The sequence below is a fragment of the Pseudarthrobacter sp. TE9888 genome, assembly GCF_056279345.1.
Genome location: NZ_JBWBRD010000002.1, coordinates 3557010 through 3578897 on the forward strand (window position 1 = coordinate 3557010; position 21888 = coordinate 3578897).

Sequence of the window (21888 nt, forward strand, 5' to 3'; positions counted from 1 at the left end):
CTGCCGCAGAATTCCGGAGCCCTTTTATGACTGAAACAGCTTCCGCACCCCGCAGCGTCCTGGTGACCGGCGGCAACCGCGGTATTGGCCTGGCCATCGCCCAGGCGTTCCTCGCCAACGGTGACAAGGTGGCTGTGACCTACCGCAGCGAAACCCAGCTGCCGGAGGGCATCTTTGGCGTCAAGGCGGACGTTACCGACGAGGCTTCCGTGGACGCCGCCTTCAAGGAAGTGGAAGCGGCCCAAGGTCCGGTGGAAGTCCTGGTGGCCAACGCCGGCATCACCAAGGACACCCTGTTGCTGCGCATGAGCGAGGATGACTTCACCTCTGTCATTGACACCAACCTGACCGGCGCCTTCCGCGTGATCAAGCGGGCGTCCAAGGGCATGATCCGGCTGCGCAAGGGCCGCGTGGTCCTCATCTCTTCGGTCTCAGGCCTGTACGGCGCCCCCGGACAGATCAACTACTCCGCGTCCAAGGCCGGACTGGTGGGCATCGCCCGCTCGCTCACCCGCGAACTCGGGTCCCGCGGCATTACCGCCAACGTGGTGGCACCAGGGTTCATCAACACGGATATGACCGCCGAGCTCCCCGAGGCCACCCAGAAGGATTACCTGGCCAGCATCCCCGCCGGCCGTTTCGCCGAAGCGGCCGAGGTGGCCAACGTGGTCCGCTGGATCGCCAGCGACGAAGCCGCGTACATCTCCGGTGCGGTTATTCCGGTGGACGGCGGCCTGGGCATGGGCCACTGACCCTTCGGCCTCCGCCGCTGCAGGAAACTAGCCCTGACGTCCTTATTTGTCGAAGTCAGACAAAGGATGTTGGCAACGTCCGCTGGCATGATGGACTGCAGGCCACAACAATTTAGACGTTTCGAACAAAGGAAGCTCGTATGGGACTGCTGGACAACAAGACGGCGATCGTCACCGGATCATCGCGGGGCATTGGCGCCGACGTAGCCAAGATCCTCGCTGCGGAGGGCGCCGCCGTCGTGGTCAACTACCGCCAGAAGGCGCCGCGCGCCAACAAAGTGGTCCAGGGCATCCAAGCTGCCGGTGGCCGCGCCGTCGCCGTCGGGGCGGACCTCACCACCCAGGAAGGTGTGCAGGCCCTGGCCAGCGCCGCCATGGAGAACTTCGGCTCCCTGGACCTCCTGGTCCTCAACGCGTCCGGCGGCATGGAAACCGGGATGGGGGAGGACTATGCGCTCAAGCTGAACCGCGACGCCCAGGTGAACATGCTCAACGCCGCCGTGCCCCTGATGAAGGAAGGCTCCCGCGTGGTCTTCGTGACCAGCCACCAGGCCCACTTCATCGACACCGTCCCCACCATGCCGGCCTACGAGCCGGTGGCCCGCAGCAAGCGAGCCGGCGAGGACGCGCTGCGGGACCTGATCCCCAACCTGGCCGACAAGGGCATCTCCCTGGTGGTGGTCTCCGGGGACATGATCGAAGGGACCGTCACCGCCACGCTCCTGGACCGCTCCACCCCGGGCGCCATCGAGGCCCGCCGCGCGGAGGCCGGCAAGCTGTACTCAGTGGAGGAGTTCGCGCAGGTTGTGGCCGGGATGGCAACGGCCGACGTCGAATCCGGCCACACCGAGTACGCCGGCGGAGCGGACTACTTCGGCAAGAGCGGCCAGTAGCCAGCATTCAGCAAACAAAATGCCCGGTGCGACTGCACCGGGCATTTTGCCGTCATCCGTCAGGGACGCCTCAGACCCCGGCGATGTGACGGACGGCGTCCAGGTAAGGCATGTTCAGGGCGGCGTCGGCCACGGCGCGGACAGCGGGCTTGGCGTTGAAGGCCACGCCGATTCCGGCGGCGCCGAGCATATCCAAATCATTGGCGCCATCGCCCACGGCGATGGTGTGTTCAAGCGCAATGCCCTCGGCCGCAGCCCATTCCCGCAGGTATTTCTCCTTGGCCGCCCTGTCCACCACCGCGCCCAACACCTTGCCGGTCAGCGCGCCGTCGACAATTTCCAGTTCGTTGGCCTGCCAGTAGTCCAGGCCCAAGTCCCCGGCAATAGGTTCCAGAATCTGGTTGAAGCCGCCGGACACCACAGCCACAATGTGGCCAGCCGCTTTGAAGGCGGCCACGAGCTGATCGGCACCTTCGCTGAGCTTCACTTCTTTGCGGACGAAATGGACGACGTCGGCGGGCAGCCCCGCGAGCACGGCCACCCGCGCGTGGAGGCTCTGGGCAAAGTCGAGTTCGCCGCGCATGGCAGCTTCTGTTACGGCCGCCACCTCTTCACGCTTGCCGGCGTACGCGGCCAGGAGTTCGATGACCTCCTGCTGGATCAGGGTGGAGTCCACATCCATGATCAGCAGCTTCCGGGCAGCGGAGCGAAGCCCGCATGGCACCAGGGCGGTGTCGAAACCACCGGTTGCGGCATCCGCCACGGCCCGGCGGAGGGCGTCCAGGCCCGCGGCCGTGGCATCGGGAAGGGCCAGGTCAAGGACCTGGACTCCGAACCGGGTGTCACCGGCGGAGGATTCGGACAGCACTTCCGCGCCGTGTGAGGCAAGGACGGAACGCAGCTGCTCCAGCCCGGCGGGGGTCATATTCAGGCCATAGCTGACCGCAGTCACGTTCGAAGTCATGCCTGCAATCTTAGCCAGCGCGGGTGGGGTGCCCTGAATCCGTTGCGGGCGTGCGCAGCGGAACCCTTCGGGGCCCTTTACACCGGTTATCAGTCGTCCTCTTTTTTGTCCTAGTGTCTATTCCTATGAGTGATGTTCTGGAACTGGACTCCGTCAGCGTTGTCCGAGGTAAAAAGACCCTGCTGGACAAAGTCGACTGGCAGGTCAACGAAGGCGAACGCTGGGTCATCCTGGGACCCAACGGCGCCGGAAAGACCACCCTCCTCCAGATCGCCGCGGCCCGCCTGCACCCCAGCAGCGGCAAGGCCGGAATCCTCGACGAAACGCTGGGCCGTACCGACGTCTTCGAGCTTCGCCCCCGCATCGGGCTTTCCTCGGCTGCACTTGCCACCCAGATCCCGGAGCACGAGAACGTCCTCAACGTCGTGGTCACTGCCGCCTACGGCGTCACCGGCCGCTGGCGGGAAGGCTACGAGCGCGACGACGAACGGCGCGCCTTCCGGCTCCTGAACGACTGGGGCATGGGCCCGCTGCTGAACAGGACGTTCGCCACCCTGTCCGAAGGGGAGCGCAAGCGCGTTCAGATCGCCCGGGCCCTCATGACCGACCCCGAACTGCTGCTGCTGGATGAGCCCGGCGCCGGACTGGACCTGGGCGGCCGCGAGGAACTGGTCCACAAACTGGGCGAGCTGGCCCGTGACGAGTCGGCTCCGGCCATGGTCCTGGTCACGCACCACCTCGAAGAGGTCCCGCCCGGCTTTACGCACGCCATGCTGCTGCGCGACGGCGGCGTAGTGGCTGCCGGACCCATCACCGAGGTCCTGACGGAAGAGCACCTGAGCACCACCTTCGGGCTTCCTTTGGATGTCTCCGAAAACGCGGGACGCTACACCGCCACAGCACGCCGCTAGACAGGGCCTGCGCTACTACCTTGGAACTTTTCAGCAGCATCATTGTGTTCATCGCCGGCCTGTGGGCCGGCACCATCAACGCGGTGGTGGGATCCGGCACCCTGGTCACCTTCCCGGTGCTCATCGCCCTGGGCGTCGCTCCGGTGACCGCCTCCATGAGCAATGCCATGGGCCTGGTGTTCGGAACGGGCGCCGGCGCTTTCGGATACCGCCGCGAGCTGGCCGGCCGGGGACGGCAGGTGCTGCGGCTCCTTCCCGCCTCGGTCCTGGGCGGCGTCACCGGCGCCTGGCTCCTGCTGCACCTGCCGGAGAAGGTCTTCCACTACGTCGCCCCGGTCCTCCTGGTCCTTGCACTGCTGATGGTGGTGTTCCAGCCGCGGCTCCAGGACTGGGTGCGCAACCGCGAGGCCAACCCCGAACATGCGGTCCGCGACAAACGGCACGTGTTCCTCCTGGTGGTCCTGGTCTACCTGGCCGGGGTCTACGGGGGCTACTTCGTCGCGGCGCAGGGAATCCTGCTGGTCGGGATCCTCGGCGTGTTCCTCACAGGCACCATCCAGAACGCCAATGCCATGAAGAACATCCTGGTCCTCGGCGTGAACATGGTGGCTGCCATCTCCTACCTGTTGTTTGCCTTCGACCGCATCAACTGGCTCGTGGTGCTGCTGATCGCCATCAGCTCCACCATCGGCGGCCTGGTTGGTTCGAAGGTGGGCCGGAAGCTTTCGCCGCGGGTCCTGCGCGCCGTGATCTTCAGCCTGGGCATCGTGGCCCTCGCCGTCATGATCGCCAACCTGCTGAAATAATCAGCCGGTGACCTTCCACTACCTCGAATCCGCCGCTGACCCGCGGGTCAGCGATTACACCACCCTGACCGACGTGCACCTGCGCAAGCTCCGGGAACCAGCCGAGGGGATGTACATTGCCGAGTCCTCGCGGGTCCTTCGCCGCGCCCTTGCCGCCGGCCACCAGCCCCGGTCATTCTTCCTCGCGGAGAAGTGGATGGCGGACCTCGAGGACGTCTTCCAGGCATACCCGGACGTTCCGGCTTTCATCGGCACTGCTGCCCTGTTGGAGGAAATCACCGGGTTCCACCTGCACCGCGGCGCCATGGCGGCCATGCAGCGCCCGGCTCCGGTGCCGCTGCCGGACCTCCTCGCCGGGGCGCGCCGCGTGGCTGTGCTGGAGGACATCGTGGACCACACCAACGTGGGCGCCATTTTCCGTTCAGCGGCGGCGCTGGACATCGACGCCGTACTGGTCTCGCCCCGTTGTGGGGACCCGCTGTACCGCCGCAGCGTCCGGGTCAGCATGGGCACCGTGTTCCAGGTTCCCTGGGCCCGCCTGCAGGACTGGCCCGGCGACCTCCAGGTACTCAAGGACCACGGCTTCAGCGTTGCGGCGCTGGAACTGACGCCGGACGCTGAGGACCTCGACGCCGTCGCCTCCCGCAACGTGGACAAGCTCGCCCTGGTGCTTGGCACCGAGGGTGCCGGCATGAGCCCGGAGACTCTCGCCGCCGTAGATCTCGCTGTCAAAATCCCCATGCGCAACGGCGTGGATTCGCTGAACGTTGCGGCTGCCTCGGCCGTCGCCTTCTGGGAGTTGCGCGTCCGCCGCTGACCTGCGGGGGCGCCATATGCCGGGGGATGCGGCTGGTTCGTCAGCCCCATCGTCATCGGCTATGATTGATAGCTGGTTGTCCTGCTTTTTCGGCTTCGGCTGATGCGACAGACCGCAGCCATCCCATTCATACCTGGCAGCTGGCAAAATCCAGTTGCGCGAACAAAGGTCCCATTATGAAGTCTGATACCCACCCGAAGTACGAAGCTGTTGTCTTCAACGACCTGGCCTCCGGCACCAAGTTCCTGACCCGCTCCACTGTGTCTTCCTCGAAGACCATCGAGTGGGAAGACGGCAACACCTACCCGGTCATCGACGTCGAAATCTCTTCCGAGTCCCACCCGTTCTACACGGGCAAGCAGCGCATCATGGACTCTGCAGGCCGCGTCGAGCGCTTCAACGCTCGCTTCAAGGGCTTCGGCGGCAAGAAGTAATTCCTTCGCCAAGCTTGTTTGCAGAAGGCCCGCACCGGAAACGGTGCGGGCCTTCCGCGTTAACGGCGCACCTGCATTCTGGGGCAGGATGGGAAGCATGAGCGAGTCCGGATTTCCTGCCAGTAATGCCGACAGCAACCAGCGCCTGCACGGGGAGTACAAGGTTCCCGGCGGCAAGCTGGTGGTGGTGGACCTGGCGGTGGTCGACGGCGCCCTGGCAAACGTCTCCGTCAGCGGCGACTTTTTCCTGGAACCTGACGAGGCCCTGGAGGACATCAACCGCGCGCTGACCGGGCTTCCGGACACCACACCGGCCGCAGACCTCGCTGCCGCCGTCACAGCCGCCCTGCCGGCCGGAGCCGTGCTGTTCGGCTTCTCCGCGGACGCGGTTGCCGTGACGGTCCGGCGTGCCTTGGCCAAGGCGACCTCCTGGGGAGACCACGAGTGGAACGTCATCGCTCCCACCGTGCTTCCCACGGAAATCAACGTGGCCCTGGACGAGGTGCTCACCGAGGCCGTGGGGGCGGGGGAGCGCACACCCACCCTCCGGTTCTGGGACTGGCAGGAACCGTCGGTGGTCATCGGCAGCTTCCAGTCTGTGCAGAACGAGGTGGATCCCGAAGGCGTGGCCAGGCACGGCATCAACGTGGTGCGCCGGATCAGCGGCGGCGGAGCGATGTTCATGGAGGCCGGCAACTGCATCACCTACTCGCTCTACCTGCCCCAGACCCTGGTGGACGGACTGAGCTTCGCCGATTCCTACCCTTTCCTTGACGCCTGGGTCATGGCGGCGCTGGAACGGCTGGGCATCAACGCGTTCTACATCCCGCTGAACGACATCGCCACGGACCAGGGCAAGATCGGCGGCGCCGCCCAGAAGCGCCTGGCCAATGGCGGCATGCTGCACCACGTCACCATGAGCTACGACATCGACGCCGACAAGATGGTGGAGGTCCTCCGGATCGGCAAGGAGAAGCTCTCCGACAAGGGCACCCGGAGCGCCAAGAAGAGGGTGGATCCGCTGCGCCGCCAGACCGGCCTGGCCCGCACGGCCATCATCGAGGCCATGATCGAGGTCTTCAGCGAGCGCTACGGCGCCACGCCGTCAACACTGGCCGGACACGAGCTCGCAGCTGCCGAGGACCGGGTGGCGGCGAAGTTTGGCACCCCGGAATGGCTCCACCGCGTCCCCTAGCTCCATCCATTGCTGTGTAACTGCCGTTTTGGGGCCCCAAAACGGCAGTTACTCAGCAACCGATGAGTGGGCCCACGCCGGCAGGGTACCCTAGCCGAGCGCAGCGAGGTTAGGGGGCCGGTGGGGGAACGACGGCGGCCTGTGCCGTGAGTGCGCGCAGCAAGTGGCTGCGCTGCTCCACGATGATCCGGCGCAGTGCGTGCGGGGCGTCCGGGTTAGCGTCCAGCCAGGCATCGGTCCGCCGGACTACGGGGTGGTCTTTGGGCGCCCCGCCGTCCGGGAGGTCCTGGGCTGCGGGGTAGAGGCCCCGGACAATCCGGCTGGCGATCTCGATGCTCCGCGAGTCCCACACAGTCCGCAGGCAGTCGAAGTAGGGCTCCACGTAGGGTTCCAGCAGCGCCGGCGGGGCGGTGGTGAATCCGCTGATGGTGGCGGTCAGGAGCTGGTTGGACAGCCCGGTCCCGTGGACGGCCGCCTCCCACGCCGCAGCCTTGACATCGGGATCGGGCCTGGACGCCATGGCTGTTGCGTGCCCCGCCCGGCCGGAGGCTGTGGTGTCGCGGCCCAGTTCGGCGTCGAGCTCCGCTGCGGAGGCCTGGCCGTTGGCTGCCAGGGCATGCCAAAGCTGCCAGCGGAGGTCGGCGTCCACCGCCAGCCCCTCGACGGCTGATGTGCCGTCCAGAAGCCCGCGGAGCCGGGGGAGCAGGGCCCCGTCATGGCTGCTGAGGGCAGCGACGGTGCGGGCCCAGGCGAGCTGCTGGTCCGAACCCGGGGCGGACCGGTCCAGCTCGGCGGCGGCCGCCGCCAGGAAGGATGCGCGCACCCTGACACGGGTGCCGGCGGGCGTGTAGCGTTCGACGGCGGTGGCGGCGTTGTCGAGGACGTTCAGGAGCACGCCGATGCCCGTCTCAGCCACAGCAAAGGCTGTCACGGCGTCCACGTACTTTGATGCGGGGCTTTCGCCGTCCCGTGCCGAGTTCCACAGCGCCGTCCAGCACAGGGCCCGGGCCATGGGATCGGCGATGCGGTCCAGCGAGGCGCGCACAGTGGCCTCGGAGGCAGGATCCAGGCGGACCTTGGCGTAGGTCAGGTCGTCATCGTTGACCAGCAGGAGCGCGGGCCGCCGCTGGCCGGCGAGCTGGGGGAGTTCAGTCCGTTCACCGGCCACGTCAGTTTCTATGGTTCCGGTCCGCACCAGGGCGCCGTCGGCGGCGAAGTCGTAGGAACCGACGCGCAGGCGGTGCGGACGCAGCTCTTCCCGTCCCGTGACCGGGTCCACCCCCGCCTGGACGATAGCAACCTGCCCCAGCACGCCGTCGTCGTCGGTTCCCTGCTGGGTGGCCTCCACGTACAGGGTGGGGAGTCCGGATGTCTGGAGCCACTGCCGCGCCCAGCCGGACAAATCCCGGCCGGAGGCGGCATCCAGGACGGCCAGGAGGTCAGCCAGCGAGGTGTTCCCATAGGCGTGTTTGCGGAAGTACTCCCGGGAACCGGCGATGAACGCGTCGAACCCCACGTAGGCCACCAGCTGCTTGAGGACCGAGGCGCCCTTGGCGTAGGTAATGCCGTCGAAATTCTGTTTTGCCGCTTCAAGGTCCGGGATGTCCGCCACGATGGGGTGCGTGGTGGGCAGCTGGTCCTGCACGTAGGCCCAGGCCTTGCGCTTGTTGGCGAAGTTGACCCAGGCGGTGTCCCAGTCCGTCGCCCGGTCCACGGCCAGCGTGCCCATGTAGTCGGCGAAGGATTCCTTCAGCCAGAGATCATCCCACCATTGCATGGTCACCAGGTCCCCGAACCACATGTGCGCCATCTCGTGCATCAGGGTATTGGCACGTGCCTGGTACTGGGCGTCGGTGGCGCGGGAGGTGAAGACGTAGCTCTCGGTGAACGTCACCAGCCCGGGATTCTCCATGGCACCCAGGTTGTATTCGGGGACGAACGCCTGGTCATACTTGCCCCACGGGTACGGGAAATCGAAAAGCCGGTTGAAGAAGTCCAGGCCCTTCTTAGTGAGGCCGAAAAGCTCTTCGGTGTCGAAGGATCTCGCCATGGAAGCCCGGCAGTAGAGCCCCAGCGGAACGTCCAGCTTGCTGCCGTCGTCGAGCGTTCCCTCCCAGCGGTCCTCCGCCCTGAAATAGGGGCCGGCCAGGATGCTGGTGATGTAAGTAGACATCGGCAGGGTGGTGGCGAAGTCCCAGCAGGCCGTCGCCGGATCGCTGGTCAGTAAGGTCCGGGCCACCTCGGCACCGTTGGAGGCCACCTTCCACTCCGCCGGGGCCGTCACGTGGAAGGTATAGGTTGCCTTCAGGTCGGGCTGTTCGAAGTTGGCGAAGACCCGGCGCGCGTCAGCCGGCTCGTACTGGGTGTACAGGTAGGTCTGGCCGTCGGCGGGGTCAACGAACCGGTGCATGCCTTCACCGGAGCGGCTGTAAAGGGCGGTGCCGGTCACGGCCACCTGGTTCTCGGCCCCGAGGTTGTCCAGCCTGATCCGTGCGCCGTCCACCACATCCCCGACCTGCAGGCTCCTGCCGTTGAGGAGGACGCTGTGGACGCTGCTGCCGATGAAGTCCAGGAAGGTGCTGCTGCCGGGCTCGGCGGTAAAGGTGATGACACTGCGGCTGGTGTAGCCGGGGACGGCCGGATCTGCTGCCTGCCGCACATCGAGTGAGACGTCGTAGCTGGTGGTCCTGATCAGGGCTGAACGTTCGGCGGCTTCGCGGCGCTGCAGATTCTCATGTGACACCCGGCTATCTAATCACGCTGCCGGCGCGTCCGCTCAGCCCGCGATCAGGAAGGCGGCCGCCAGGCCCAGCACGGCAATCAGGAGCCAGGACGCCAGCGCGGCCAGGAGCGCCTGGCCTCCCGTATGCAGCAGTGTGCGGATCCGCACCGCCGATCCCAGCCCGAACAGGGCCGCCCCCAGGAGGATGTCCTGCAGCGTGGCGCCGATATCAAGCCAGGCCGGCGCCAGCCAGCCGGAGGACCGCAGCGCCACCATCGCCACAAAGCCCAGCACGAACAGCGGCACCACGGGCGGCATCCTGGATGTGGTGCCGTTGGCTGCGCCCAGGGCCCGTTCACCCTTCCTGTGGTGCACGCCTGCGATTGCGGCCACAGGTGCCAGCAGCAGCACCCGGGTGAGCTTGACGACGACGGCGATTGCCAGCGCGGCAGTCCCTGCGGTTTGTGCTGTGGCCACCACCTGGCCCACGTCATGAACGGACGCCCCGGTCCAGGCCCCGAAGACCGTGGCCGTCAGTCCCAGGGGGTGGGCGAGGAGGGGCAGTACGCCGATGGCAAGGGTGCCGCAAAGCGTCACCAGGGCCACAGGCAGCACGGTTTCCGCGTGCCGGATGCGGCGGACGGCGGCCACGGCGCCGATGGCTGACGCGCCGCAGATGGAGAACCCGGTGGCCACCAGCAGCGACGTTACCGGCGGGAGGCGGAACAGGCGCGAGATGGCATACGTGCCGCCGAAACTGGCCGCCACGACGGCCACGATCAGGACAAGGGACAGCCACCCCAGGTCAAGGACGTCCATGATGCTGACTTTCAGTCCCAGCAGCACAATCCCGCCGCGCATCAGGTGCTTGCCAGCGAAGTCCAGCCCCGCGCGGGCGCGGCCCCCGGTCCAGCCCGCCGTACCGGGCAGGTTGGCGGCAAGGACGCCAAGGACCACCGCCAGGGTCATCGCAGGCAATGCCGGCACTAGCCCGTGCACCAGGAACGCCAGCGCAACGGCGGCTGCCGCCGTCAGCAGGCCCGGAGCCAGCTGCGCCGCAAGCGGCCGGAAACGGCCGTGGCCCGGCTCGGGGACGCTTCTGCTGACTGGCACTCACCTACTGTGCCCGACGAGGCCAGTAAAGTACGAACCGGACTGCCGGCGACAACACGCCAGAATGGATGGCAGTAATGAACTCGAAACAAAAAGATGGTTGGCTATTGGACATGTCAGACCTATTCCAGGATTACTCCGAGGCCGCAGGCCGCACCGGAGCGTACGACGAGATGTTCGCCCCGGGGCAACAGGCCAGGGACTCGTACGGGCAGGTGGCGGAGGCCCTCCGGAAGCTCTCTCTGGCGGACGTGAGCGCACGCGCGGACTCCATGGCCCGCACCTTCCTGGACCGCGGGGTCACGTTCGACTACGCGGGCGAGGAACGGCCCTTCCCCCTCGACATCGTGCCCAGGGTCATCCCCGCGGCTGAGTGGGACGTCCTGGAACGCGGCGTGGCCCAGCGCGTCCGTGCCCTGGAAGCCTTCCTGAACGACGTCTACGACAAGATGACCGTGGTGTCCGACGGCGTGATTCCCCGCCAGCTCGTGACCACCAGCGCCCACTTCCACCGGCAGGTCCACGGGTTCGAACCGGCCGGCGGGGTCCGGGTGCACATTTCCGGCATCGACGTTGTCCGGGACGCGGCCGGCACCTTCCGGGTCCTGGAAGACAACGTCCGCGTTCCCTCCGGCGTCAGCTACGTGCTGGAGAACCGGCGCGCCATGGCCAAGGGCCTGCCCGAAGCGTTCGGCCAGCAGCTCATCCGGCCGGTGGAAGAGTACCCGCGCCGGCTGCTCTCGGCCCTGCGCAAAACCGCGCCCGCCGGCGTGGACGATCCCACCGTCGTCGTCCTGACCCCGGGCGTCTTCAACAGCGCCTACTTCGAGCACACCCTCCTGGCCGGCCTCATGGGCGTTGAGCTCGTGGAGGGCCGCGACCTGATCTGCCGCGGAAACCGCGTGTACATGCGAACGACGGCCGGCGAGCAGCGGGTGGATGTGATCTACAAGCGCATTGACGATGACTTCCTTGATCCGCTGCAGTTTCGTTCCGACTCGATGCTCGGCTGCCCCGGCCTGGTCAACGCTGCCCGCGCCGGCGGCGTGACGATCGCCAACGCGGTAGGCAATGGCGTGGCCGACGACAAACTGGTTTACAGTTACGTGCCTGACCTGATCCGCTACTACCTCAGCGAGGAGCCCATCATCGCCAACGTGGACACCTACCGCCTCGAGGAAAAGGAGGCCAGGGAGTACACCCTGGACAACCTCGCGGAACTGGTGGTCAAGCCGGTGGACGGCTCCGGCGGCAAGGGCCTGGTCATCGGCCCGGATGCCTCCCGGGACGAACTGGACGCCCTCCGCCAGCGGATCATCTCCGATCCCCGCGGCTGGATCGCCCAGCCGGTGCTGCAGCTCTCCACCGTTCCCACCCTGGGCGGGGACAAGTTCGGCCCGCGCCACGTGGACCTGCGTCCCTTCGCGGTGAACGACGGCGACGACGTCTGGGTGCTCCCGGGAGGCCTCACCCGCGTTGCACTGAAAGAAGGCTCCCTGATCGTGAACTCCAGCCAGGGCGGCGGTTCCAAGGACACCTGGGTCCTTGCCGACTCGCCGCAGATGCCGGTGGAAACCATGCCCCGCCAGTCCGTCACGGTCCGCGAACGCGTCTCCGTCTGGCCGGTGGAGAGCAACTGGCGGGATCGCCAGTCGGAGCAGCAGCAGTGAGGCGCGCACATGAAGACGTTGCCGCCGTCGGGCCTTTCCCTGTCAACATTCCGGGCACGCAGGAGGTAGCCGCGAATGCTTAGCCGTATTGCCGAGTCCCTTTTTTGGATCGGCCGTTACGTGGAGCGGGCCGACGGTACCGCCCGCATCCTGGATGTCCACCTGGAACGCCTCAACCACCTCCCCATGGAGGAGCGGAAGAGCGTGGCGCAGGAACTCCTGGCCGTCATGGGAGCCAAACCGCAGAGCGAGGATTTCGGCCTGCCGGAACTCCTTCACGCCCTGGCGTACGACAAGACCAGCGCCACCTCGATCGCCGGTTCACTGGGGGCCGCCCGCGAAAACGCCCGCCGCGCCCGCGAGACCGTATCCTCCGGGCTGTGGGAAAGCCTGAACACCACGTACTACGGGCTGAGCCAGCACCGCAAGGACGTGGTGGGCACCTACCGGTTCTGCAACTGGACCCTGGAGCGTACCGCGATGGTCAGCGGGCTTGCCGACACCACCGTGAGCCACGACGAGAGCTGGCTCTTCCTGGTGCTGGGCCGTTCGCTGGAGCGCGCGGACATGACGGCGCGGATGCTTTCCACCCGGGATGTCCTCTCCGCCGGCATGTCGTGGGTGAACATGCTCCGCTGCGCCGGTGCCTATGAATCCTTCCTCCGCACCCGCCGCGCCGCGTTCGGAGACCAGCACGCCGCCGAGTTCCTGCTCCTGGACCGGCTGTTCCCGCGGTCCATCGTCTACGCGCTGCGCGATGCCGACGAGTGCCTCGCCAAGCTGGACCCCTCCGCCCAGCGCGTGGGTTTCATCAACGATGCGCGCCGCATCGTGGGCCAGGCCCGCACGTTCCTTGAGTTCCACCGCACTGACGACCTCATGTCCGAGCTGCCCGAACACATGGAGCGCGTGCAGAAGGCCGTGTCCCAGGCCTCGGACGCCATTTCCCGTAAGTACTTCAATCAGGCGGACGAACTTGCCTGGGTGGGAGAAGTGTCATGACCCGGTTGAGCATCGTCCACAGGACGGCCTACAAGTACAACAAGCGGGTGACCCTCTCCTACAACGAGGCCCGGATGACGCCGCTGACGGATTCGCAGCAGGTGGTGCTGGAGTCCGTGGTGAAGGTCTCTCCCTCGCAGGCGGCAGTGAGCACCTACCGCGACTATTGGGGAACCCGGGTCACGGCCTTCGACATGCAGATGCCGCATGAAAACCTCGAGGTGGTCTCCAACATCACCGTGGAGGTGCACAGGGCGGAGAAGATTCCTGCCGAGGCGGACATTGTGGGCTGGGACCAGCTGGCATCTCCCGAAACCCTCGACGCATTCAGTGACTGGCTGCCCCAGTCCCGGCTCAGCGGGCCCGGTGAAGAAGTCCTGGGAATCATCCCGGGAGTCGTGGCAGGGAAGAACCCGCACGAGGCCGCCATGGCGGTGTTCGCCTGGATGCGCGGGGAGATGACCTACATGTCCGGCTCCACCGCCGTTACCACCAACGCGGAGGAAGCCTGGGGCCAGCGCCAGGGGGTGTGCCAGGACCTGGCGCACCTGGCCATCGGCGCCCTGCGCAGCTGCGGCATTCCGGCCCGCTATGTCTCCGGGTACCTGCACCCCCGCTCCAGCGCCGGGATCGGCGAGACGGTGGCCGGGCAATCACATGCCTGGCTCGAATGGTGGGACGGGGACTGGCGCAGCTGGGACCCCACCAACCACAAACCTGCCGGTGACTTCCATGTCACCGTGGCCAGGGGCCGCGACTACCGGGACGTCCCCCCGCTGAAGGGGATCCTGTCCGGGGGCGGCGGCTCGGCCTTGAAGGTCAGCGTGGAGATCACCCAGCTCGCCTGACGCATGGGTTCCCCGGCCGCCTGGCCGGGGAACCCGTCGTCGGCCTATTCCTGGGACGCCCTGGCGGAACCGCTGATCTGCGTCCACCACGTCATCGGGTCCGTCACCTTGAAGCGGCGGCCCGTGACACTGTCCGGGGTGATGCGGACGAACGCGTCCTTCCGCCCGGCCTGCCAGGGGAAGAGGTAGAGGCGGGAGGTCTCCAGCACGTCCTCGGTGCTCTTGACCAGGGCAGCGGTGCCCTTGATCACCACACTCCACGCCAGACCCGTCTCGGAGTCGACGCCGTCCGCCTCCACCGCCACAGGGGCATCGCCGGAGGCCGCCGACAATTTGGTGCCCTGGCTGGTGCGGAAGACCAGGGTGCCGCCGTCCACCGTGAAGTTGACCGGGAAGATATCCGGCCGGCCGTCAACGAGGACCGCGAGCCTGCCTACGGAGACTGTCCGCAGCAGTGCCCAGCATTCGTGGTGTTCGAGATTCTGCACTTGGGTGGATGACTCGTTGCTCATGCCGTGAGCATACCCCGCATCACCAGGGGCTGGGCTTGTAATCCTTCAGGAAGACCCCGTACTGGTCCTCACCGTTTTCACCCATGACAATCGGGTCGTAGACACGGGCCGCGCCGTCCACCAGGTCAAGGGGGGCGTGGAAGCCCTCCTCCATGAGCCGGACCTTGGTGAAGTGCGGGCGCTCGTCCGTGATCCAGCCGGTATCCACGGCAGTCATCAGGATGCCGTCGGTATCCAGCATCTCCTGGGCGCTGGTGCGGGTCATCATGTTCAGCGCCGCCTTGGCCATGTTGGTGTGGGGGTGGCCGGGGCCCTTGTAAGCGCGGGAGAACTGCCCCTCCATCGCGGAAACGTTCACGATGTATTTGCGCCGCGCCGTGGACCGCTTCATGGCGCCACGGAGCCGGCTGACCAGCAGGAACGGTGCGGTGACGTTGCAGAGCTGGACCTCAAGCATTTCCAGGGGATCCACCTCGTCCACCACCTGCGTCCAGCTGTTGATGCTGGCAAGGTCCGGGACCAGGCCGCCGGCGTCAATCGCGGTGCCCGCGGCGATGCGCTCCAGGGAGGCAGATCCGGTGGACAGCGCCAGCGACGTGACGGCATCGCCGGCAAGGACCGGGTGGTCGGTGACGCTGCCGGCCAGTGCCAGCGGGTGCTTGTCATGCGCATGGCCGAACGTCAGCAATTCAGGGCCGCCGTTGGCCTGCTCCAGGGCCGCCGGAAGCGGTTCATCCTCGGCGTCCACCAGCGGCTTGTAGGCGTTGCCGGACCGGCGCACGGTCTGGGCCGCGTTGTTGATGATGATGTCCAGCGGACCGGCCTGGTCGAGGGAGTCGGTCAAGGCCATGACCTGGGCAGGATCGCGCAGGTCGATGCCCACGATCCGCAGTCGGTGGAGCCACTCGCCACTGTCTTCCATGGCCGCGAAGCGACGCGCGGCATCCTTGGGAAACCGGGTGGTGATGGTGGTGTGCGCACCGTCGCGCAGCAGCCGGAGGGCAATGTACATGCCGATCTTGGCCCGTCCTCCGGTGAGCAGGGCGCGCCGCCCGGTGAGGTCGGTCCGGGCATCGCGCTTGCTGTGGCTGAACGCAGCGCATTCGGGGCACAGCTGGTGGTAGAAGGCGTCCACCTGGGTGTAGTGCTGCTTGCAGATGTAGCAGGGGCGGGACCGGAGGAGGTGTCCGGCGACCTTCCCTGTGGCGGACGGCGCCAGCTTGTTGCCGCGGGTCTCGTCGTCGATGCGGTCCGGGGCAGCGGTGGCCGTCTGGGCAATGACGGCCCGGTCCGCCTCGGCGATCGAATCGCGCTTGGTGACGCGCCGGTGGCGCTTGACGGCCTTGAACATCTTCCCCGTGGCGCGGCGCACCGAGATGTAGTCCGGGTGCTCCTCGTCGTAGGCGTGGATGGTGTTCAGGACCTTGAGGCAGGCCTGGATGTCCTCAGGGGTCAGATCGGGGGAGCTCATTGGGAAAATTTTACAGCGTACGCCGCAGGCCGGGGCACCATCAGTGGTGCCCCGGCCTGCGGATGCCGTCGGGGGAGGCTAGCTCCGGGTCAGCCCAGCCGGGCGGCAGGTGCAGCCTCCGCTGCTGCGGCAGCGTGCGTCCCGGCCACCTTGTCGGCGGCCTCACGGACACCGGAGTACTGCTCCGCGGCGGCCTTGATGGCATTGGGCAGCAGGCTCAGGTGGCTGGCGGCGAGCTGGCGTTCCTCCTCGCCCGGTTCCGGCACTTCCTGGCCCTTGGCCAGGACGGTGATGCCGGACTCGGTGACCTTGAAGCCGCGGGCCCGGTCCAGCTCAGGATCCAGGCCGATGGCGGCTCCGGCCGGAACCTTGACGTTCTTGTCCAGGATGGCCCGGTTGATAACGGCCCCCGCGCCCACCTGGACCTTGTCCATCAGGACCGAATCGATGACCCGGCCGCTGGTGGCGACGTACACGTCGTTGGACAGGACCGAACCCTCCACCACTCCACCGGAAATCACCACGCCACTGGAGACGATCGAATCCAGCGCCGTGCCAACGGTATTGTTCTTGCCGCGGACGAACTTGGCCGGCGGGGAGATGCTTTGCCGGGTGTAGATGGGCCACTCGGAGTTGTAGAGGTTGAAGACAGGCAGCGGGGAGATGAGGTCCATGTGGGCGTCATAGAAGGAGTCGATGGTACCGACGTCCCGCCAGTAGGTGCGGTCGCGTTCCGTGGAACCGGGGATCTCGTTGAGGGTGAAGTCGTAGACGCCGGCCTCGCCACGGTTGACGAAGTAGGGGATGATATCCCCGCCCATGTCGTGCTTGGTGTCCAGCCGCTCGGCGTCCACGTGGAGCGCTGCAACCAGGGCGTCGGCGTCGAACACGTAGTTGCCCATGGAGGCGAGGAACTGTGACGGATCGGCTGCGAGCCCGGGCGTGCTGGAGGGCTTCTCCACGAACGCGGCAATCTTCTGGGCGTCGTTCTGGTCCACTTCGATGACACCGAACTGGTCGGCCATGTGCAGCGGCTGGCGGACGGCCGCCACGGTGGCCTTGGCGCCGCTGCGGACGTGCTGGTCCACCATCTGGGCGAAGTCCATGCGGTAGACGTGGTCCGCGCCCACCACGACGACGATGTCGGGGTTGGCGTCATGGATCAGGTTCAGGGACTGGTAGATGGCATTGGCGCTGCCCAGGAACCAGCTCTTGCCGACGCGCTGCTGTGCGGGCACGGAAGCGACGTAGTTTCCGAGCTGGGTGGACATCCGCCATGCTTCGGAAATATGCCGGTCGAGGCTATGGGATTTGTATTGGGTGAGGACCACAATCTGCAGGTAACGCGAATTCACCAGGTTGGAAATCGCAAAATCGATAAGGCGGTAACTGCCGGCGAAAGGCACCGCGGGCTTGGCCCGGTCTGCCGTCAGAGGCATCAGTCTGTTTCCCTCGCCACCTGCGAGGACAATGGCCAGGACTTTTTTGGTCAACGGCATAATGGTCGCTCCTATACGCCTTCGTAACTCCCCAAGACAGTCCGGTAGGCCCGGACTCCTTCACACTAGAACAGTTATCCGTGAACGACTACCTTGGGTCTTGTGCGAATAGACATTGTGACTAAAGAGTTCCCGCCAGAGATCTACGGCGGCGCCGGGGTGCACGTAGCCGAGTTGAGCAGGGTGCTTAGTAAGCACGTTGACCTGCAGGTTCGTGCTTTCGGCGCTCCCCGCGACGCCGACTACCACGGCGCCACCGTAACGTCGTACCAGGTTCCCGGGGACCTGGACGGGGCCAACGCGGCGGTCCAGACCCTGGGCGTGGACCTGCGCATCGTGCCGGATGTGCAGGGCGCGGACCTGGTCCATTCGCACACCTGGTACGCCAACATGGCCGGCCACCTGGCCTCCCTGCTGCACGGAATTCCGCACGTTCTCAGCGCCCACAGCCTCGAGCCGCTGCGGCCCTGGAAGGCCGAACAGCTCGGCGGCGGCTACGCCCTCTCCTCCTGGGTTGAGAAGACGGCCTACGAAGCGGCGGCGGCCATCATCGCCGTTTCGGAGGGCATGCGCCAGGACATCCTGCGCAGCTACCCGGACGTTGACCCGGAAAAGGTCCGGGTGGTCCACAACGGGATCGACGTGGCCCTCTGGCAGCGTGACGAGAACGACGACGCCGTCCGTGCGCTGGGCATCGACCCCGCCAAGCCGAGCGTCGTCTTTGTGGGAAGAAACACACGCCAGAAGGGCGTTCCCTACCTCCTGCGCGCGGCAGCGAAGCTGCCCGCCGATGTCCAGCTGGTCCTGTGCCTGGGCGCGGCGGACACTCCGGAACTGGCCGCCGAAACAGCGGCCCTCATCGAGGAGCTGCAGAAGCAGCGCACCGGCGTGGTGCTGATTGAACGGATGCTGCCGCGCCACGAACTGATCCAGGTCCTCAGCCACGCCACAGCCTTCGCCTGCCCCTCCATCTACGAGCCGCTCGGCATCGTAAACCTTGAAGCCATGGCCTGCGGCGCCGCAGTGGTGGCCAGCGCCACCGGCGGCATCCCCGAGGTGGTCCAGCACGGTGAAACCGGCCTCCTGGTGGACCTGGAACAGGTCACCGATGGTACGGGGACGCCCCTGGACCCGGAGAAGTTCGTCGCGGAGTTCGCGGCCGCCCTGACCGAAGTGGTGTCCGATCCCGCCCGCGCCCGCGCCATGGGCCAGGCAGGCCGCGAGCGCGCCGAAAAGCACTTCTCGTGGGAGTCGATCACGGAAACCACGCTCGAGGTGTACCGCTCGGTGTTGCCCGCCGGGGCCTGAGCGTCCCGGAGATACAAACCACGACGGCGCCGCTCCCTTTGGCAGGGGGCGGCGCCGTCGTTTTTTGCCCGGTTCCCGGTGTCCGCCCGGGTCAGGCCTTCCGGCCCGCGGCCCTGGCGATCAGGACTTTCTCGTCCACCGGGGCTTGCCCGCTGGCGCGCTCAGCGCGGAAGTGCGCACGCGCCTCGTCCTGGCGGCTCTTTTCAGCGCCCGTGGCGATGGCAGCCCGGACGTGTTCCCCGCCGTACCCGAAGGCCTCAACCAGGTCGAGGGCATGCGGTCGGATCTTCTCCAGCAGCCTGTTGATGTAGCCGCCCACAGTGCGCGCCCGCTGCATGGAGAGCCGGCCGTTCATGAGGTACCAGGACAGGTTCTTCTCAATCAGGGACAGGCCGAAGAGGTCACGCAGCCAGGTGAGGACCAACCTGGTTCCCGGATCCTGCACCTCCCGGAGCGCCTCGGTGAAGGCCTCCCACTGCAGCAGTTCAGCGTGCGCCTGGGCGGCGTCGATGAGTTCATTCTGGTGCCGGTTGAACAATGCAGCGCCCTTGTCCTGCGGCAGGCGCTTGCTGCCCTTCAAGGCAGCCCCGGCCTCAGCCACCATGGTCTGCACCCGGTCCGTGAGCAGGGCGCGCTGGCCTTCCTCGTCGCGGAGGGCGATTGCGGCCTTCTGCACTGACCCCGTGTCAGCCATGAATTGGGCCACCTGGCGCAGGCCCGTGCGGTGCACAGCGGCGCCCGCCGCCTGGTTCACCACGTACCGGGCCAGCACACCGAAGTCCACATTCCTGAACTCCTTGGCGTAGTCGGCCAGCAGGCGCTTGGCCACCAACTGCAGCAGCACGGTGTTGTCGCCCTCGAAAGTGACATAGACGTCCAGGTCGGCGCGCAGCGAGGCGAACCGGTTCTCGATCAGGAAGCCGGCGCCCCCACAGGCTTCACGGCATTCCTGGAGGGTATCCAGGGCATGCCAGGTGCTGAGGGGCTTCAGCGCCGCAGCCAGGGTTTCCAGGTCCTGGCGGTCCGCGTCAGTATCGTGGGCGCCGGAGAAGACGTCGTCGAACTTCTGCAGCAGCTGCTCGTGTGCAAAGCTGGCCGCATAGGTGGTGGCCAGGCGGGTGAGCAGGCGCCGCTGGTGCCGCTGGTAATCGAGCAGGACTTCTTCCTCCGTGTGCGAGGAAGCGTTGAACTGGCGGCGTTCGGTGGCGTACTGGATAGCAGCCTTCAGCGCGACCTTGGAGGCGGCCACGGCGGCGCCGTCCAGAGACACGCGGCCCTGGACCAGGGTGCCCAGCATGGTGAAGAAGCGCCGGCCGGGGCTGGCGATGGGGGAGGTGTAGGTTCCGTCCGCGTCGACGTTGCCGTACCGGTTCAGGAGGTTGGTCCGCGGGACGCGGACGTTTTCGAAGTGCAGCCGGCCGTTGTCGATGCCGTTCAGGCCGCCCTTGACGCCGTCGTCCTCCCCGCCGATTCCGGGCAGGAATTCCTTGGTGTCCGCATCCCGGAGGTCCACGTAGAAGGCGTGGACGCCGTGGTTCACGCCGCGGGTGACCAGCTGGGCGAACACCACGGCGCCGAGGCCGTCGTTGGCCGCGTTGCCGATGTAGTCCTTCCAGGCGGCGCGGAACGGGGTGTTGATGATGAACTCTTCGGTGTCGGGTTCGTAGGCTGCGGTGGTGGCGATGCTGGCCACATCCGAGCCGTGGCCGGTCTCCGTCATCGCGAAGCAGCCGGGGATTTCAAGGCTCATGATTCCGGGCAGCCACTTGCTGTGGTGTTCTGCGGTCCCCAGGTGCATCACGGCGGATCCGAAGAGTCCCCACTGGACCCCGGCCTTGATCTGCAGTGAAGGGTCCGCCACTACCAGTTCCTCGAAGCCGGCGATGTTTCCGCCATGGTCGTCAGATCCGCCCAGCTCCGAGGGAAAGGCGCGGTGCACGGCTTCATTGTCCACGAGGTACTTGAGTTGTCCGAAGACCCGGGTGCGGTGTTCGGTGTGCGTCAGGCCCTCAATCTTGTGCAGTTCGGGCCTGCCGGCCAGGTCCCGTGCCTGAAGCCTGACATCGGCCCATTTGCCCAGGAGCTGCCTGCCCAGCGCCTCCACGTCGACGGCGGGTGCGGCGTTTTCGTCCGCGGGCTTTGCTGCAGGGGTTGCGGCGGGGCGGAGTCCCTTGCGCGCGGGGCGGTCCACTACGTCAGTCATGTCACAGTCCTTCTTTGGCGGATAACTTGGTGGTCGGTGAAGCGGTGGTGAGTTCGGGGACGATGCCCACGCACAGCCACGCCGTGATCTGGCGGGCCATGGTCTCCTGGTCTGGTTTGGCGGGGGAGTCCGGGGTGCTGAGCCATTGTTCGCCGGCGTTCCGGACCAGGCCGATCGCGGCCTTGGGCCAGTAGCCGATGACGGTTTCCTTGACGTCCGCCAGGTGGGACCGCATGGGAGTGGCGATCATGTCCGCGATGGCGTCGAAGAAGGGGCCCAGCGGTCCGCCTGCTGCGGCAGGGTGCGGCGGGTTGGCGGCATCAGCCGGCGCGTAGCTGGTGACAAAGGTATAGACGTTGGGGCTGGTGGCGGCCATTTGGAGATAAGCCGAGACCATCGCGAGCAGGCCTTCCCGGGGCGTGAGTGCACTTTGCGCGGCCTCCTGGATGCGGTGCTGCATCTGGCTGAGGACGACCTCGCCTACTGCCTGCTGCAGCCCGGCCTTGTCCCGGAAGTACCGGTAGAAGACGGACTTCGATGTCCCGGCTGCCGTGGCGATGTCCTCCATTGAGGCATCGCTGCCGAGCGCGTGCACGGCGCGGCGGGCCTGCTTGATGAGCTCCCTGCGCCGTTCCTCCCGGTGGCTCTGCCAGCGCGACGAACGTCCGTCGGGGCTGGCAGGCGACGGCAGTTCGATGGTCAAGGGGGAGTGCGTGTCCTGAAAGTTCACGATACCCAGCGTATCAGGTACGCTGGGTATCGGTAACC

At 66.7% G+C, this 21888-nt stretch carries 19 protein-coding genes; 11 read left to right on the forward strand and 8 right to left on the reverse strand.

Annotation, left to right across the window (positions count from 1 at the left end):
* Positions 1–26: 26 nt before the first annotated feature.
* Both ACZ9J7_RS16950 and ACZ9J7_RS16955 read left to right on the forward strand, forming a co-directional pair.
* Positions 27–752, forward strand: coding sequence for a beta-ketoacyl-ACP reductase (locus tag ACZ9J7_RS16950; protein WP_476211045.1), 726 nt, complete (start codon positions 27–29; stop codon positions 750–752).
* 140 nt (positions 753–892) lie between these two features.
* Complete coding sequence (locus ACZ9J7_RS16955) at positions 893–1645, forward strand: SDR family oxidoreductase (RefSeq protein ID WP_476211047.1); 753 nt, start codon at positions 893–895, stop codon at positions 1643–1645.
* 70 nt (positions 1646–1715) lie between these two features.
* Here ACZ9J7_RS16955 and serB read toward each other — a convergent pair whose 3' ends face one another.
* A complete protein-coding gene (gene serB / locus ACZ9J7_RS16960; protein ID WP_476211049.1) occupies positions 1716–2609 on the reverse strand; it encodes a phosphoserine phosphatase SerB in 894 nt (297 codons plus the stop codon).
* A gap of 125 nt (positions 2610–2734) precedes the next feature.
* Between serB and ACZ9J7_RS16965 the strand changes: the two genes are divergently transcribed.
* The 5 genes from ACZ9J7_RS16965 (at position 2735) to ACZ9J7_RS16985 (ending at position 6772) form a co-directional block, all read left to right on the forward strand.
* Positions 2735–3520, forward strand: a complete 786-nt coding sequence (locus ACZ9J7_RS16965; RefSeq protein ID WP_141181567.1) for an ABC transporter ATP-binding protein — start codon at positions 2735–2737, stop codon at positions 3518–3520.
* 20 nt (positions 3521–3540) lie between these two features.
* Positions 3541–4326, forward strand: coding sequence for a sulfite exporter TauE/SafE family protein (locus ACZ9J7_RS16970; RefSeq protein WP_476211051.1), 786 nt, complete (start codon positions 3541–3543; stop codon positions 4324–4326).
* Positions 4327–4333: 7 nt separating this feature from the next.
* On the forward strand, positions 4334–5143 hold the full coding sequence (locus ACZ9J7_RS16975; RefSeq protein WP_476211053.1) for a TrmH family RNA methyltransferase: 810 nt from the start codon (positions 4334–4336) through the stop codon (positions 5141–5143).
* 176 nt (positions 5144–5319) lie between these two features.
* Positions 5320–5577, forward strand: coding sequence for a type B 50S ribosomal protein L31 (locus tag ACZ9J7_RS16980; protein WP_018761303.1), 258 nt, complete (start codon positions 5320–5322; stop codon positions 5575–5577).
* An 88-nt stretch (positions 5578–5665) separates the two neighbouring features.
* Positions 5666–6772 carry a lipoate--protein ligase family protein gene (locus ACZ9J7_RS16985; RefSeq protein ID WP_476211055.1) on the forward strand — a complete coding sequence of 369 codons (1107 nt, stop codon included), beginning with the start codon at positions 5666–5668 and terminating at the stop codon, positions 6770–6772.
* Between the two features lie 109 nt (positions 6773–6881).
* On the opposite strand, the gene pepN is transcribed toward ACZ9J7_RS16985, so the two are convergent.
* Both pepN and ACZ9J7_RS16995 read right to left on the reverse strand, forming a co-directional pair.
* On the reverse strand, positions 6882–9515 hold the full coding sequence (pepN, locus tag ACZ9J7_RS16990) for an aminopeptidase N (protein ID WP_476211056.1): 2634 nt from the start codon (positions 9513–9515) through the stop codon (positions 6882–6884).
* 33 nt (positions 9516–9548) lie between these two features.
* Entirely contained in the window at positions 9549–10607 is a 1059-nt protein-coding gene (locus ACZ9J7_RS16995; RefSeq protein ID WP_476211057.1) for a YeiH family protein, read from the reverse strand.
* Positions 10608–10720: 113 nt separating this feature from the next.
* On the opposite strand from ACZ9J7_RS16995, the gene ACZ9J7_RS17000 reads away from it, so the two are divergent.
* The 3 genes from ACZ9J7_RS17000 (at position 10721) to ACZ9J7_RS17010 (ending at position 14127) form a co-directional block, all read left to right on the forward strand.
* Positions 10721–12277 carry a circularly permuted type 2 ATP-grasp protein gene (locus ACZ9J7_RS17000; protein ID WP_307356585.1) on the forward strand — a complete coding sequence of 519 codons (1557 nt, stop codon included), beginning with the start codon at positions 10721–10723 and terminating at the stop codon, positions 12275–12277.
* Between the two features lie 75 nt (positions 12278–12352).
* On the forward strand, positions 12353–13279 hold the full coding sequence (locus ACZ9J7_RS17005) for an alpha-E domain-containing protein (RefSeq protein WP_141160461.1): 927 nt from the start codon (positions 12353–12355) through the stop codon (positions 13277–13279).
* The gene (locus tag ACZ9J7_RS17010; protein WP_141160460.1) at positions 13276–14127 is read left to right on the forward strand and encodes a transglutaminase family protein; all 852 of its coding nucleotides are present in this window, start codon (positions 13276–13278) and stop codon (positions 14125–14127) included. Before ACZ9J7_RS17005 ends, ACZ9J7_RS17010 begins: the two co-directional genes overlap by 4 nt.
* Positions 14128–14171: 44 nt before the next feature.
* Here ACZ9J7_RS17010 and ACZ9J7_RS17015 read toward each other — a convergent pair whose 3' ends face one another.
* From ACZ9J7_RS17015 to glgC, 3 genes are all read right to left on the reverse strand, one after another.
* On the reverse strand, positions 14172–14639 hold the full coding sequence (locus tag ACZ9J7_RS17015) for a pyridoxamine 5'-phosphate oxidase family protein (RefSeq protein ID WP_476211059.1): 468 nt from the start codon (positions 14637–14639) through the stop codon (positions 14172–14174).
* A gap of 19 nt (positions 14640–14658) precedes the next feature.
* Positions 14659–16110 carry an SDR family NAD(P)-dependent oxidoreductase gene (locus ACZ9J7_RS17020; RefSeq protein WP_476211061.1) on the reverse strand — a complete coding sequence of 484 codons (1452 nt, stop codon included), beginning with the start codon at positions 16108–16110 and terminating at the stop codon, positions 14659–14661.
* A gap of 89 nt (positions 16111–16199) precedes the next feature.
* Entirely contained in the window at positions 16200–17609 is a 1410-nt protein-coding gene (glgC, locus tag ACZ9J7_RS17025; protein WP_476211063.1) for a glucose-1-phosphate adenylyltransferase, read from the reverse strand.
* 102 nt (positions 17610–17711) lie between these two features.
* On the opposite strand from glgC, the gene glgA reads away from it, so the two are divergent.
* Positions 17712–18917 carry a glycogen synthase gene (gene glgA / locus ACZ9J7_RS17030; RefSeq protein ID WP_476211065.1) on the forward strand — a complete coding sequence of 402 codons (1206 nt, stop codon included), beginning with the start codon at positions 17712–17714 and terminating at the stop codon, positions 18915–18917.
* 91 nt (positions 18918–19008) lie between these two features.
* On the opposite strand, the gene ACZ9J7_RS17035 is transcribed toward glgA, so the two are convergent.
* A complete protein-coding gene (locus tag ACZ9J7_RS17035) occupies positions 19009–21120 on the reverse strand; it encodes an acyl-CoA dehydrogenase family protein (RefSeq protein WP_476211067.1) in 2112 nt (703 codons plus the stop codon).
* A 1-nt stretch (position 21121) separates the two neighbouring features.
* A complete protein-coding gene (locus ACZ9J7_RS17040; protein WP_476211068.1) occupies positions 21122–21850 on the reverse strand; it encodes a TetR/AcrR family transcriptional regulator in 729 nt (242 codons plus the stop codon).
* Positions 21851–21888: the final 38 nt, after the last annotated feature.